The following is a 13,734-nucleotide window of genomic DNA, read 5'->3' as shown; positions in this document are numbered from 1 at the left end:
AAAAATGGAAATTATTGAAAAAATAAAAACTAATAAATCGAATGATAACCAAACAGAAATACAGAAAATCTGTCTTCATAAATTACAATCAAGCCCTCTCCCTAATCCTAAAAGTGAACTATGGAGACTTTCAAATAAATCAAAATTGTCAAACTTTTTAGATTACTCAATTAATGAAAAAGATCCAAAATTTGATATACCATATCCGAAAAATTCTCAAAGTACTATTAGATTAATAATTGGTGAGAATTGCCAAATTAAATTAATAGAAAAAAATTATTCAATAAAGCAATTAAGTGAAGATGAATTACAAAATTATATCAAGGAACAAATATCTTTTTTTAAGCAAAACGAAAATTGGAGTGAACTACTAAATCTGTCTTTAAGTTGTAAAAATAATATTTTGGGATTAAAAATAAATGGATCAAAAATTCCTCCTATTGAAATTTTTAGTCATGCATCAAGTAATTCTCTAAGCGCAAAAACCCTCGTAATATTTTTAGAAAAGAATTGTGATGTTGAATTATTACAAGTAAATCTTGGCAAAGAAAACTCTTCATTATCTCAAACAACTTTCTTTTGCTTGAAAGAAAATAGTTCTGTAAATCATGGTGTTGTTTCTTATGGTGAAAACAGATCCAATCTATTAAATTCTCTCAATGTAATTCAACAAAAAAATAGTACGTACAATTTAGGATCTTTACATTTCAAATTCAATTATGCGAGATTTGAAATCAATATTAAACAATCTGCGGGAAACGCTAAAACAAATATCAAAGGAATGCAAATAACAAAAAAAGATGAGCAAATTTCAACCTATACAAAAATAGAATTTAATGGCCCAAATGGATTTCTAGATCAAATTAATAAATCACTTGCTGATGATAGATCACATGCAATATTTGAAGGTTCGATAATAGTTCCAAAAATTGCCCAGAGAACTGATGCTTCCCAATTAAGCAGAAATTTACTTTTGTCAAATCTCGCACAAATAGATACCAAACCTCAATTAGAAATAATTGCTGATGATGTCAAATGCAAACATGGAGCTACAATTTCGCAACTCAATGAAGAAGAACTTTTTTATATGCGAACAAGAGGAATCACATTAACAGAAGCAAGTAAACTACAATTAAGTTCTTACTTTCAAGAAATAATTTCATTTATTCCCATTTCAAAAGATAGATGGGATTTGCTTGATAAACTTTTAAATGAGAATTAATGGAAACGATTCAAAATTTCCCTGAAATCACGAAGAAAGACTTTCCTCTTTTAAATAAGAACTTAAAAGGTAATGATCAAATTATTTATTTAGACCATGCTGCGACCACACAAAAACCAATACAAGTCTTAAAAAAAATTGATGAATATTACAAAAACTTTAATGCCAATGTACATAGAGGGGCACATCAATTAAGTGCTAAAGCAACAGAAGAATTTGAAAATGCACGATATTTAATTAGCAAATATATAAAAGCGAATTCAGCAAAAGAAATTATTTTCACAAGAAATGCTACTGAGGCAATCAATCTAGTCGCAAGATCATGGGGCGAATATTTATTAAAAGAAAATGATGAAATTCTCTTATCAATAATGGAGCATCATAGCAATATTGTTCCATGGCAAATGGTTGCAGCAAAAAATAAATGCAAATTAAAATTTATAGGTATAGATAAAGATGGGAAATTAGACATAGACGACTTTAAATCAAAACTAACATCTAGAACTAAACTTGTTAGCCTAGTACATGTTAGTAACACTCTAGGTTGCTGTAATCCAATCAAAGAAATAACTAAATTAGCTAAACAAAAAGGTTCTTTAGTGTTAATAGATGCATGCCAAAGTTTGGCTCATCAAAAACTGGATGTGATTGATCTTAATATAGATTTTTTAGCTGGATCAGGACATAAACTATGCGGTCCTACAGGTATTGGCTTCCTCTGGTCAAGAAAAGAAATCCTAGAAAAAATTCCTCCTCTCTTTGGAGGTGGCGAAATGATTCAAGATGTTTTTGAAGAAACAAGTACTTGGGCAGAGCTACCACACAAATTTGAAGCTGGAACTCCAGCCATTGCAGAAGCAATAGGTCTTGCAGAAGCAATTAATTATATTAGTAATATTGGATTAAATGAAATTCATGAATACGAAAAGAATATTACTAAATATTTATTTGAAAAATTAAACCAAATAGAAAATATTGAAATCATAGGTCCATCGCCGGAGATAGATCCACACAGAGCCTCGCTTGCCACCTTTTATATACAAAATATACATTCAAATGATATTGCTGAAATTCTTGATTCAAAAGGAATTTGCATCAGAAGTGGTCACCATTGCTGTCAACCTCTTCACAGATACATTGGAATTAAATCAACAGCTAGAATCAGCATGAATTTCACAACCAATAAGGAAGAAATTGATATGTTTATAGAAAAATTAAAAGATACTATTAATTTTCTAAAAATCAATTCTTAAATATTCAAAGCATTTTTTAAAAATTCCTGAGATTTTTGCATTACCACTTCTTTATTTTCAATATTTCTAAAACCATGCCCTTCATTATCAAAAAGAATAACTTCTGAATATTTATTATTATGAATCAAAATTTCTTTAATTTTTAAAGTTTGTTTATAAGAAATAACTTTATCTTTTTTTCCATGAAACAATAAGATAGGTTTTTTTATTTTGTTTATATGTTTTATCGGTGATCTATTTATATAATCATCATAGTTTTTTTCATAATTTCCAACCAAAGAATTTAAATAATCTTTTTCAAACCTATGAGTGTTGTAATGCATATCATTCAAATCAATAACAGGATATTTACAAATTGCTGCTGTAAAAATAGACCTATATAATAAACAATTCAAGGCAGTTAACCCACCAGCACTATTCCCAAAAATTACTACTTTTTCACTGTCAACTTGATTTGATTTAATCAATTCAAGAGCTAGTGCTTTGCAATCATAAGAATCAACAATGCCCCATTTATAATTCAACCTCTCTCTATATGCTTTGCCAAATCCTGATGATCCTCCATAATTAACTTCAGCAACAAAAAATCCCTTCGTCGTCCAATATTGAACTTCGGAATTATATGATCCATCAAAAAATGAAGTTGGTCCGCTATGAGCTCTAACAAGGAGCGGTGGCTTTCTAAAATTTTCAACAAGCGGCCTATAAAGAAAAGAATGAGTAGATTGATCATCAAAACCTTTAAACCAAAATGATTCGGGTTTTGAACAGTCTTTTATGTGATCAACAAATATCTGCTCAGAAAAATTTGATAAAATTTTTTTTTCAAAATCAATTTCAAATACAATTCCCAAAAAATCAGATCCATAACCTTTTAAAAGAACTTTTTTTCGAAAAACACTGAAATCACTTATTGAAGTAAAAGGAGTAGAAAATTCCTTAACAAATTTAAGATCTTTATATTGTTCCACTATTAAATTATTTTCTTTTTTTGCTAGGCAAAATAAATTTTTTATAGTCCCTGAAAAAAATGTTATTCCAGAGACCCATTGTGGTGCTCCATATTCAAGCAAATTTCTCTCTATTCTTTTCTTAATAAAAATATTCTCAATTTCATTAATATCTAAAAACAACAAATTCCACCATCCAGAACTATCTTCAGAACATACTAAAAGTGTTTCACTTATCCAATAGGGTTGAAAAAAAGAAACGTTTTTTTTCGCATTTATAAGCTTATTTGAGAATTTTTTTATTTTTTGTACCTCTCCATCTAGATCTATTTGAGCAAAAAATAGATCATTTTTGTCCCAGGGCATATATGGAGAATCCCACTCTATCCAAGAAAGTAATCTAGCAGAAGTATTAGAAGATAATTCTCCAGCAAAATTTTTAAATTTTTTAATTCGATGAATATCTTGTTTAGTTTTTTTTAAATTTAAAGAAAATAAATAATCTCTATTATTTATCTCGCAAATTCCATACAAAAAATTTTTTTCAGAAATGACAAATGAAGAATCGAAATTTCCATCAATTGATTTAGATAGTTGTCTAGGTTCTTGAACTGAATCGAGATATATATTTTGACTTCTATAATTTGAAGCTGCCTCTTTAAAAATTTGAAACCATACTGCCCTAGTAATCTGATCTATCCATATTAAATAAAAATTATTTTTAAAATTTATACATTTATATGATTTACCACCATATCCATGAAAATTATTTTTAATGTTATGCTTTTTACTTGTTAATTTCTGAGGAAAAGCCCCTTTATCATTAAATGGTCTTGCAAAAATAGCATTCTCATTTTGACCTTCACCAACAACATCAATCCAAAAAATGGTATCCCTAATAATAGTTAATTCCTTGTAAGCATTTTTTTTAGATTCAGTTTGCCTAACTTTTAACTTATCATCATTACTCATTTAAAAATATAGAGAAAGTAAATTAAAGTGCTAGTATTTTTATAGCTAAACTCTTAATTAAAAACTTTTTAACGTGGCAAACCATTTTTCACAACTTGCAAAAAAGTCAAGAACAAGTGGAAGCTCAGAAAAAATTGCAAAAGAACAAACAGGTAAGCCATCTCTAGACATTTATAAACTTGGTGATGATGTATTGAGAAAAAATTCCAAAAGAATCACTAAAGTTGACGAATCGATTAGAAAACTTGCTAGAGAAATGCTTCAAAGCATGTATGCAGCTAAAGGAATTGGACTTGCCGCACCACAAATTGGCATCAACAAGGAGCTTCTTGTGATAGATGTAAATTTTGAAGATTCAGCAGCAGAACCTTTAATATTAATCAATCCAGAAATTACAGACTTTGGAACAACTCTTAATTCATACGAAGAAGGCTGTTTGAGTATACCTGGAGTCTATTTGAATGTAGTGAGACCATCAACTATTAAATTAAAATTTAGGGATGAAATGGGTAGACCACGTAAAATGAAAGCCGATGGACTTCTAGCGAGGTGTATTCAACATGAAATGGATCATTTAAACGGAATACTATTTGTTGATAGAGTTACATCAAAAGATGATTTAAACAAAGAACTTATAAAGGAAGGGTTTAACGAAGAAGATGTAATTTCTATTAATTAATCTAATGACTGAAACTACAATATTTCAAAAAATAATTAATGAAGAAATACCCTGCGATAAGCTTTATGAAGATGAGTTTTGTATTGCTTTTAACGATATCCAAGCGCAAGCACCAGTTCATTTTTTAGTGATTCCAAAAAAGCCAATCATCAGCCTATTAGATTGTATTAAAGAGGATGCAAATTTGTTAGGGCATTTACTTTTTGTTGGTAGCAAAATAGCTAAATCAAAAAATTTAACTAATTGGAGAACAGTAATTAATACTGGAGCAGAATCGGGACAAACAGTTTTTCATTTACATATTCATTTTTTATCTGGAAGAAAAATGAATTGGCCCCCAGGTTAAAACTCTCGAAAGAAAAGTTTATGGGTTATAAATAAGTAAAAACATAATGAATACACCAGATTCCTTAAATACAAAATCCAAAAATTTATTCAATTTAGTCTCAAAAAATTGGGAAGATCTAGACGATTCTCTCAAAACTAAATTAATAAAAATATGGAAGGTTTTAACTTATAAATGGCAATTACAAATTTTATTTAATCTACCTTTTCTCTTATGGTGGGTATTAGATAAATGTTTTCCAAAAGTTCATCAATTTGATACAACAATCTTAAATTACTTAAATTTACCTGACTGGGCACTTTCATTTATTGGCTTTGGTCAATAGACTGCTAAAAGTTATAATTTATTCTATAAAACTAGTCGAGTAATGAATAAAGCAGTTAATAATAAATCAAAAATTTTATACCAATTACAAAAATTAAGGAAGCTATCTCAGCCATTTTTTCTTCCAATAGATCAATGCAATGGACTTCAATTCATATGGCTTTTGATTTCTCTTTTATTTTGTGTTGGTGGAGTAGTACTTGTTGGTCTTACAGGCATAATAAGTTTTTTTGAAAACCTTCAACCAATATTTCTTGAAAAGTATTTTGGAGGTGTGGTAAGTACTGTCAATTCGATTTGGGCTGGTAGCTGGGGATTGCTTTTCTCTGCCTTATTTCTAATTGGATCAGGCAGCTTTTTTAGCTTGAGACGTCAATTAAAAAACCGAAGATGGTTACATTGGTTATTCCTTGCGATAATTGTATTAATGCTTTTAGCTGTAAACGGAATAAACGCAGGTATTGGGTTCATAGCAAGAGATTTAACAAATGCTTTAGTAGAAAAACAAGAAGATGGTTTTTATCGGATATTAGGGATTTACGCTTGTTGTTTCGCTGTGGCTCTACCTATACGTGTTTCCCAAATATTTTTTACATATAAATTAGGAATAATTTGGAGAGAATGGCTTTCAAAAAGTTTAGTCAAAGATTATATGACTAATAAAGCCTATTACCAATTAAATCCCAATGATGAAGAACAAACCGATGTAGATAATCCTGATCAAAGAATCACAGATGATACTCGAGCTTTTACCGGACAAAGTCTTTCTTTCACATTAGGTATTTTTGATGCACTACTAACATTTTCACTTAATATTCTTATTTTATGGAGTATTAGTACAACACTTACTTTTTCTTTATTCGGTTACGCTGCATTTGCAACTTCTATCCTTTTAATTGCAGGAAAAAATCTTGTAAAGATTGACTTTGATCAACTCAGATATGAAGCAGATTTTCGATATGGCTTAGTTCATATTCGAGATAATGCTGAATCAATAGCCTTTTACTCTGGGGAGAATCCTGAGCGAAGTGAAACTGAAAGGCGATTAGGAGAAGTTGTGAGAAACTTTAATTTACTGATTATATGGAGAGTAATAATAGACGTCATGAGAAGATCCATTAATTATGCAGGAAATTTCTTTCCATATCTAATAATGGCAATCCCTTACTTTAGAGGTGATATTGATTATGGACGCTTTATTCAGGCAAGCTTTGCATTTGGAATGGTTGAAGGTTCGTTGTTTTTTATTGTTAATCAAATCGAAGAACTCGCAAAATTTACTGCTGGCATTGGCAGATTAGAAGGATTCCAATCAAAAGTTGAATCCATTAGTCAAACCAACCCAACAAGCAATCAAAACGTTATTTCAGATTACCCCTCAATTCTTATTAATAATGCTGACCTTTGCCCACCAGGATCCAATAAAACAATCATTAAAAATTTAAATTTAAGCATCGACAATAATCAATCACTTTTGGTTGTAGGACCATCTGGGTGCGGAAAAACATCTTTATTAAGAATGATTAGTGGTTTATGGGAACCCGATCAAGGAGTAATTAAAAAACCAAAAATTGGGGAATTATTATTCATACCTCAAAAACCATATATGTTACTTGGTTCTTTAAGAGAACAATTATGTTATCCCACAGAAGTTAAGAAATTTAGTGATGAACATCTTACTTCTGTACTACATGAAGTAAATTTAAAAAACTTAGTTGATCGGTATCCTAATCTTGATATAAAACAAGATTGGCCACGAATTCTTTCCCTAGGCGAACAACAAAGATTAGCTTTTGCAAGACTGTTACTAAATTCTCCAAGATTTGCAGTACTTGATGAAGCAACAAGTGCTTTAGATATTAACACTGAAAAAAAACTATATAGTTTACTAAAGGAACGAGAACTTTCTCTAATAAGTGTTGGACATAGACCTAGCTTAAAAGATTTTCACGAAAATATTTTAGAATTAAATGGACAAGGAGACTGGAAATTATTGACTTCTGATAAGTATAATTTTAAGGATTAACAAAAAAAATGAATTCTAAAGAAGAACAAACTAACTCAGAAGTCACTAATTTAGAGAATGAGAGTTTTATAGAAGAGCAAAAAGATCCGAATCAGATCAATGAACAAATTGAAGTCAATAAATTAGATGAAAAAACTATAGAAATTAAAGATGAATATAAATTTGGATGGAGTAGTTATTCTGAAATAACTAATGGAAGATTTGCAATGATTGGCTTCCTTGCAATAGTATTGATTGAATTATTTAGTAAACAATCGTTTTTAAAATGGGCAGGAATCTTATAATTAATCATCAAATCTAGAACTGTTATCTCTTGGTTTCTTATTATTTGTTCCAACGTTATATCTACTATTTTGATTTTTTGAACTTGATCTAACTGAAGAGCTCACTCTCCGAGTCTCACGTGGTTTTTTGGCTTGATTAGCATCTTTAAATGAAGCATCTTCTACTTGAGTTGTTGAAGTTTGCTGCCTAATAGATGATCTAGAAGGTTTCTTTCTTAATGGAGAAGAATTACTAGGAGCAGAGATATTATCTTGTTTAGAAACTGTACGATTCATTCTGGGTCTAGACCCTGTTTTAACTTCATCGCGAGATAAATTTCTTCTTTCACCAAAGTTATTTGTTTCTGGTTGTTTACTATTTCTATCTTCAGAAGTCTGTCTTCTTCTCCTTCTTATAGGTTCGTCATTTTCAAACTGACTTATTTCTCTTGTAGATGGCCTACTTCTACTTGCTGCAGCAGAGGGTATCGCTCTAGAAACATTCCTCCTACGAGATCTCCCCTCCATATAGTCTTCTTCAAATTCATCTTCTTGAGGTTTAAATCTTCTGGAAGGTCTTTCAGATTCTTCAAACCTATCATAATCGTCATTAAATCGGCCTCTAGAATTTCTGGGACCATCAGAAATAGGATCATCATCAAAATAAGATGATCTTCTAGCTTGATCAGTAGCAACTCCCCTCAATCGCACACTTTCATATGCGAAAAAAACTGTAGTTCCTGCAAGTAAAAACTGACCAAACTGAAGGATAGGATCTAACCTCCAGCCTTGAAAAAATAATATTCCTCCACACAAAAGTCCAATTGCTGCGAAGAAAACATCATAATCCCTTGCCAAGGCAGGCTTAAAGGACCTCAAGAAATAAAGGCCTCCTCCACATACTGCGAGAACTATACCAACAATACTGGCCCAATTGAGACTAGCATTGACCACATTCTTTCTCCAAAAATTTATTTTTTAAAGGGTTACTTATATCCCTTATATATATAGTGTACTTAAAACTTCTACAAAAACTAGCGTCTTCCGGTAGAAGTACGATCGAGAGAATCTTTCTGGCTAACAAAAATCAAAAATGCAGTGGCTGGAATAACGATAAGTAAGGCAGCCGCAATAAAACTACCTATCATTCCAACTGCTGAATTATTTGCAACTTCAGCAGAAAAATCTGCGGCTAGTAATAAATTTGAGATTTGAAACACTTTTTAAATATTAAATTCTCAATTTATAATACGAATTAAATACGTTTCAATGGGTTATTTATTAAGATGAGTTAAATAATTGTGATTTCTTGCTTGTAAACTCTCTTCAAATTTTAGATATTAGTTTAGGAATTTCTCTTTCATATCTAACTATAGTTTTTCTAATAAGATTAATACTTACTTGGTACCCAAAAATTGATTTAAATAAAGGTTTATGGTTATTAATTTCAATACCATCAAGCTCTATTCTTAATTTAACAAGAAAACTAATTCCTCCTATTGGAGGTGTTGATGTTGGACCCGTAATTTGGATAGGATTTATAAGCTTTTTAAGAGAAATTTTAGTCGGTCAGCAAGGGCTTATAAAACTTGCATTACATACACATATTTCATAGAAATAAGTAATTATTTCTCAGTAATTTGGCAATAATTCTTCTTCTACATATTTAGTATGAATCTTACCCTGCTTAAATTTAGATTTATTCAGTAAAGTTAGATGAAAGTTAATTGTTGTAGGAATACCAGTGACCGCACATTCATTTAAAGCCCTATTCATACGTTTAATTGCAGTATTACGATCTTTTCCCCAGACTATTAATTTACCAATTAATGAGTCATAGAAAGGAGGTATTTCATAGCCTGTATACACATGACTATCCACCCTTACACCAGGGCCACCTGGAGGGAGCCACCCAGTTATTTTTCCAGGTGATGGTCGGAAATTGTGAGAAGGATCTTCAGCATTGATTCTACATTCAATGGCATGACCGTTTAAATGGATATCATCCTGATTAAATTCCAAGTTTGCTCCGCTTGCGATTTTAATTTGCTCAGCTATTAAATCTACTCCTGTAACCATTTCAGTAACAGGATGTTCAACTTGAATCCTAGTATTCATTTCCATAAAATAAAAATTATCATCATCATCAACTAAAAATTCAACTGTCCCCGCTCCTTCGTAGCCGATACTTTTTGCAGCAGCAATAGCTGCGTTCCCCATTTTTTTTCTTAGCTCAGGGTTAATTGCAGGACTGGGAGACTCTTCTAGTAACTTCTGATGTCTTCTTTGAACTGAACAATCTCGCTCTCCTAAGTGAACAACATTACCCGACCTGTCAGCCAAAATTTGAATTTCTACATGTCTTGGCTTCTTTATAAATTTCTCCATATATAAACCATCATTACCAAAAGCTGCTTCTGCTTCGCCTTGAGCTGCTTTAAACATTTTTTCGAGATTATTAGAGTTTTCAACCAACCTCATACCTCTTCCACCTCCTCCAGCAGTCGCTTTAATAATTACCGGATAGCCAATATCATCTGCCAATTTATAAGCCTCATCAACATTTGATAACAAGCCTTTACTGCCAGGTACTGTGGGAACTCCAACTGCTTCCATAGTTTCTTTAGCTGTAGATTTATCTCCCATAGATCTAATAGCTTTAGGAGATGGACCAATAAAAACTATGCCGTGATCGTTACACATCTCAGCAAATTTATCATTTTCCGCAAGAAATCCATAACCAGGATGAATAGCATCAACTCCTCTTGATGTAGCAGCAGCAAGTATATTTGGAATATTTAAATAACTCTTATTACTTAATGAATCTCCTACGCAAACCGCCTCATCAGCAAGCTGAACATGCAATGCTTTTTTATCTACAGTGCTAAAAACTGCAACTGTTGCAATGCCTAGTTCTCTACAACTTCTGACAATTCGTAAAGCTATTTCTCCACGATTAGCAATTAAAACTTTTTCAACCATTGTGAAAATAAAATTGAAGAAATGAAATGACTTAAAATAAAAAATTATTTGCCAAAGTATTCAACAAATTTTTTTAGTGATCAGAGGACATTTTTTACAATACAACCTAAAACGTTATATATGTATAAATATTTGTTTTATGCAATAGAAAAATTATTCATGATATTCAAAAATACTCTTTTCGAACTAGATCCTTATTTCAGTCAATAATGTATGATATTTTTAAGGTTTAGGTATCCCACGGTTGCTGAAAACCCTTTGCGGACGTGGCGGAATTGGTAGACGCGCACGTCTAAGGAGCGTGTGGCTTCGGCCTTGCGAGTTCAAGTCTCGCCGTCCGCATTTAATGTATTCTGGTTTGACTGCAATGAAAAAAAAATCAGTTGCAGTAGTTATAATTTCCAATGGTCCTGGTGAATTAACCACATGGGTAAATCCTGTAATAGATGAGCTTAACAAAGTAAATAAATCACTACGTGATGACGATAAACAAGAATTCACTCTTAGGTTAGTCCTTGTTCCTTGCCCAAATGCCACTGGTAAAGAATTTTCAGTTGCAAATTCATGGAATAAATTCGAATTAATTACAAAATCCAAAAGTTTTTGGAAATTATTAATAAAGCCACATTCTTTTGCATATTGGCCAAAAAAAGGGGTAGTTATTTTCCTTGGTGGGGATCAATTTTGGAGCATTTTATTAGCTAAAAGATTAGGTTATTTAAATATCACATATGCTGAATGGGTTTCACGATGGCCTAAATGGACCAACGCAATAGCTGCTATGAATGTAAAAGTAAAAGAGTCAATACCTAAAAGATATAAATATAAATGTAAGGTCATTGGCGATTTGATGGCAGATATCAAACTTAATAGCGAAATATCATTAAGAAATAAAGAAAAACATCATATTGCATTGTTGCCTGGTTCTAAGAAAGCAAAGCTTTCTGTAGGAATTCCTTTCTTCTTAGAAGTTGCAGATCATATCGCTGAAGAAAATCAAAATATAAATTTTATAATTCCCATTGCCCCAACCACTGATAAAAGTGAATATTTATTTTTTCAAAGCAATAAAAATCCAATTGCTAAATATTACTCATCAAAAATCAAAACAATTAAAAACTTCAAAGACTCTCGTTTTGATTATGTAATTGAAACGTCAAAAAATACAAAGATTTATCTAATCAAGAAACATCCTTGCTATGAAATATTAAAAGAATGTGATCTTGCAATTACAACTGTTGGAGCAAATACTGCAGAATTAGCAGCAATTAGTCTTCCAATGTTAGTAGTTCTGCCAACTCAACATTTAAATATGATGAATGCTTGGGATGGTATTTTTGGAGTGATTGGAAAAATTTCATTCATAAATAGATTCCTAACTTTTATAATCAAAAATTTCTATTTTAAAAAAAAGAAATTTTTTGCTTGGCCAAATATTAAAGCTAAAAGAATGATTGTCCCTGAAAGGATAGGTAATATTTCACCAATAAAAATTGCAAGAGAAGTATTATTTCTTATTAAAAATAGAGATCAATTAAAAAGTATTAGGAATAATCTACACAAAGAAAGAGGCGATAAAGGGGCTGCAAAAAAACTTGCTTCTATAATTCTTAATTCAATAAAAAAACTTTAACAATTACCAGGGGTCATCAATTTCAAACTTTTCTGATTTTTTATTATCTTGAACAAAATTTTGTTCATCTAGTGGTTCAATATCTAAAGTTTCAGTTGCATTTTGAATTGGTCTTTTCGAAGTTAAATTAGTAGTTGATTGTTTCTTTTGCTTAAAATCAATATTGTTTTTTTCATCTATTTGATTCTCAATCTGATCAGAATAATCATTATCCATATATAGCTTTTTTCTGTTATTTGTTTCCTCTGAAGAACTCTTTATTTCAACATATTCAAGTTCATCTTCATAATCGTCTTCATAATCATCTTCATAATCATCTTGTTCAACAACTTCTTCATTTTCCTCGACCAAATTGTTTTGCTGTTCTGATTCAGAACCTGAAAGTAACTGATTCTCAACAGGTACAAGATTTGCTGTGTATCCATTTGCTTCCCTTTCATCCCATGAAGAGCCCCCGACTCCAAGTTTCTCAAGTAGTCCACTACTTAGTTGATTTAATTTCTCTTCAGCACCTTCATAAACAATAATCCTATCGGTACCACTACTTACAATTTCCTCAACAGGTATTTCCCAAGTACTTAAAACTCCCTCACCTAAAAGCGGAACACCAACTGCACCCATAACAAGAGATATCAAATCCCCAGTCTCAATATCAAAAGAAAAACCAAGAACTCTTCCTAAAAGTTGTCCAGATTCTGTGATCACCTGACAATTAATTACCTTCCCATATCTTTCTGGAGAAAAACTCTCACTCAAAGAATCAAGGGAGTCAACTAATATGACGTCTCCAACTTGCTTTATACTTTCTAAAGGCATCCATTTTGGCAATCCTGGTAGAAATCTTGTAAGTGGATTATCTCTTAGTCCCAAAGCGACCACCTCTCTTCTATCGATATCAACAACAACTTCGCCAACTACGCCTAGCCGCCTCCCAGTATCAGTAGTTATAACTTGTGTTCCCATTAATTCTGACCTTAACCATAAACGTTCGCTTGGAACCGAGTTAGGGAGATTCTTATTAGCAGATGTGTTAGACAAGCTCATAAATTTCTTTTTATCATTCTGACGTATAAATTTAAAAAAG

14 protein-coding genes and 1 tRNA gene are annotated in these 13,734 nt (G+C 31.3%); 10 read left to right on the top strand and 5 right to left on the bottom strand.

What is annotated here, in order from left to right; all coding sequences use genetic code 11:
* The first annotated feature begins 4 nt into the window (after nt 1-4).
* Together HA148_RS00380 and HA148_RS00375 are read left to right on the top strand one after the other, a co-directional pair.
* Nucleotides 5-1,222 (top strand): SufD family Fe-S cluster assembly protein, encoded by a 1,218-nt coding sequence (locus HA148_RS00380; protein ID WP_209129205.1) that lies wholly within the window; start codon nt 5-7, stop codon nt 1,220-1,222.
* Nucleotides 1,222-2,475 (top strand): SufS family cysteine desulfurase, encoded by a 1,254-nt coding sequence (locus HA148_RS00375; protein WP_209129203.1) that lies wholly within the window; start codon nt 1,222-1,224, stop codon nt 2,473-2,475. The genes HA148_RS00380 and HA148_RS00375 overlap by 1 nt, the downstream gene beginning before the upstream one ends.
* On the opposite strand, the gene HA148_RS00370 is transcribed toward HA148_RS00375, so the two are convergent.
* Complete coding sequence (locus HA148_RS00370) at nt 2,472-4,397, bottom strand: alpha/beta hydrolase family protein (protein ID WP_209129201.1); 1,926 nt, start codon at nt 4,395-4,397, stop codon at nt 2,472-2,474. The two genes, HA148_RS00375 and HA148_RS00370, sit on opposite strands and share 4 nt — an antisense overlap.
* Nucleotides 4,398-4,470: 73 nt before the next feature.
* Here HA148_RS00370 and def point away from each other — a divergent pair, with 73 nt between their 5' ends.
* From def to HA148_RS00345, 5 genes are read left to right on the top strand one after another with little or no spacing between them, the layout of a single operon-like run.
* On the top strand, nt 4,471-5,076 hold the full coding sequence (gene def, locus HA148_RS00365) for a peptide deformylase (protein ID WP_032523851.1): 606 nt from the start codon (nt 4,471-4,473) through the stop codon (nt 5,074-5,076).
* 4 nt (nt 5,077-5,080) lie between these two features.
* A complete protein-coding gene (locus HA148_RS00360) occupies nt 5,081-5,422 on the top strand; it encodes a histidine triad nucleotide-binding protein (protein WP_209129199.1) in 342 nt (113 codons plus the stop codon).
* 46 nt (nt 5,423-5,468) lie between these two features.
* Nucleotides 5,469-5,747 carry a hypothetical protein gene (locus HA148_RS00355; RefSeq protein ID WP_209129197.1) on the top strand — a complete coding sequence of 93 codons (279 nt, stop codon included), beginning with the start codon at nt 5,469-5,471 and terminating at the stop codon, nt 5,745-5,747.
* Between the two features lie 42 nt (nt 5,748-5,789).
* Nucleotides 5,790-7,772: an ABC transporter ATP-binding protein/permease gene (locus HA148_RS00350; protein WP_209129194.1), complete on the top strand. Its 1,983-nt coding sequence runs from the start codon at nt 5,790-5,792 to the stop codon at nt 7,770-7,772.
* 8 nt (nt 7,773-7,780) lie between these two features.
* Nucleotides 7,781-8,056, top strand: coding sequence for a chlorophyll a/b-binding protein (locus HA148_RS00345; RefSeq protein WP_209129192.1), 276 nt, complete (start codon nt 7,781-7,783; stop codon nt 8,054-8,056).
* Here the strand turns inward: HA148_RS00345 and HA148_RS00340 are convergent, their stop codons facing one another.
* Together HA148_RS00340 and psbX are read right to left on the bottom strand one after the other, a co-directional pair.
* On the bottom strand, nt 8,057-8,989 hold the full coding sequence (locus tag HA148_RS00340) for a Ycf66 family protein (protein ID WP_209129190.1): 933 nt from the start codon (nt 8,987-8,989) through the stop codon (nt 8,057-8,059). It lies immediately after the preceding gene.
* Between the two features lie 80 nt (nt 8,990-9,069).
* On the bottom strand, nt 9,070-9,255 hold the full coding sequence (gene psbX, locus HA148_RS00335; RefSeq protein WP_025905805.1) for a photosystem II reaction center X protein: 186 nt from the start codon (nt 9,253-9,255) through the stop codon (nt 9,070-9,072).
* A gap of 89 nt (nt 9,256-9,344) precedes the next feature.
* On the opposite strand from psbX, the gene HA148_RS00330 reads away from it, so the two are divergent.
* A complete protein-coding gene (locus HA148_RS00330) occupies nt 9,345-9,650 on the top strand; it encodes a YggT family protein (protein ID WP_209129188.1) in 306 nt (101 codons plus the stop codon).
* 17 nt (nt 9,651-9,667) lie between these two features.
* On the opposite strand, the gene accC is transcribed toward HA148_RS00330, so the two are convergent.
* Complete coding sequence (accC, locus tag HA148_RS00325) at nt 9,668-11,017, bottom strand: acetyl-CoA carboxylase biotin carboxylase subunit (RefSeq protein ID WP_025923813.1); 1,350 nt, start codon at nt 11,015-11,017, stop codon at nt 9,668-9,670.
* Nucleotides 11,018-11,277: 260 nt separating this feature from the next.
* Between accC and HA148_RS00320 the strand changes: the two genes are divergently transcribed.
* Together HA148_RS00320 and HA148_RS00315 are read left to right on the top strand one after the other, a co-directional pair.
* Nucleotides 11,278-11,359 (top strand) — tRNA-Leu (locus HA148_RS00320).
* Nucleotides 11,360-11,363: 4 nt separating this feature from the next.
* Nucleotides 11,364-12,650, top strand: a complete 1,287-nt coding sequence (locus HA148_RS00315; RefSeq protein WP_209129185.1) for a glycosyl transferase — start codon at nt 11,364-11,366, stop codon at nt 12,648-12,650.
* Between the two features lie 3 nt (nt 12,651-12,653).
* Here HA148_RS00315 and HA148_RS00310 read toward each other — a convergent pair whose 3' ends face one another.
* Nucleotides 12,654-13,694, bottom strand: coding sequence for a PRC-barrel domain-containing protein (locus HA148_RS00310; protein ID WP_209129183.1), 1,041 nt, complete (start codon nt 13,692-13,694; stop codon nt 12,654-12,656).
* Nucleotides 13,695-13,734: the final 40 nt, after the last annotated feature.

The organism is Prochlorococcus marinus XMU1405 (genome assembly GCF_017696275.1).
Lineage (GTDB): Bacteria > Cyanobacteriota > Cyanobacteriia > PCC-6307 > Cyanobiaceae > Prochlorococcus_A > Prochlorococcus_A marinus_AB.
This window is presented reverse-complemented; position numbering and strand designations above follow the sequence as displayed.

Bases quoted from the DNA above. Each gene is read 5' to 3' on its own strand.
- HA148_RS00380 (WP_209129205.1), top strand. From the start codon at position 5: ATGGAAATTATTGAAAAAATAAAAACTAATAAATCGAATGATAACCAA.
- HA148_RS00375 (WP_209129203.1), top strand. From the start codon at position 1,222: ATGGAAACGATTCAAAATTTCCCTGAAATCACGAAGAAAGACTTTCCT.
- HA148_RS00370 (WP_209129201.1), bottom strand. From the start codon at position 4,397: ATGAGTAATGATGATAAGTTAAAAGTTAGGCAAACTGAATCTAAAAAA.
- HA148_RS00360 (WP_209129199.1), top strand. From the start codon at position 5,081: ATGACTGAAACTACAATATTTCAAAAAATAATTAATGAAGAAATACCC.
- HA148_RS00355 (WP_209129197.1), top strand. From the start codon at position 5,469: ATGAATACACCAGATTCCTTAAATACAAAATCCAAAAATTTATTCAAT.
- HA148_RS00350 (WP_209129194.1), top strand. From the start codon at position 5,790: ATGAATAAAGCAGTTAATAATAAATCAAAAATTTTATACCAATTACAA.
- HA148_RS00345 (WP_209129192.1), top strand. From the start codon at position 7,781: ATGAATTCTAAAGAAGAACAAACTAACTCAGAAGTCACTAATTTAGAG.
- accC (WP_025923813.1), bottom strand. From the start codon at position 11,017: ATGGTTGAAAAAGTTTTAATTGCTAATCGTGGAGAAATAGCTTTACGA.
- HA148_RS00315 (WP_209129185.1), top strand. From the start codon at position 11,364: ATGTATTCTGGTTTGACTGCAATGAAAAAAAAATCAGTTGCAGTAGTT.
- HA148_RS00310 (WP_209129183.1), bottom strand. From the start codon at position 13,694: ATGAGCTTGTCTAACACATCTGCTAATAAGAATCTCCCTAACTCGGTT.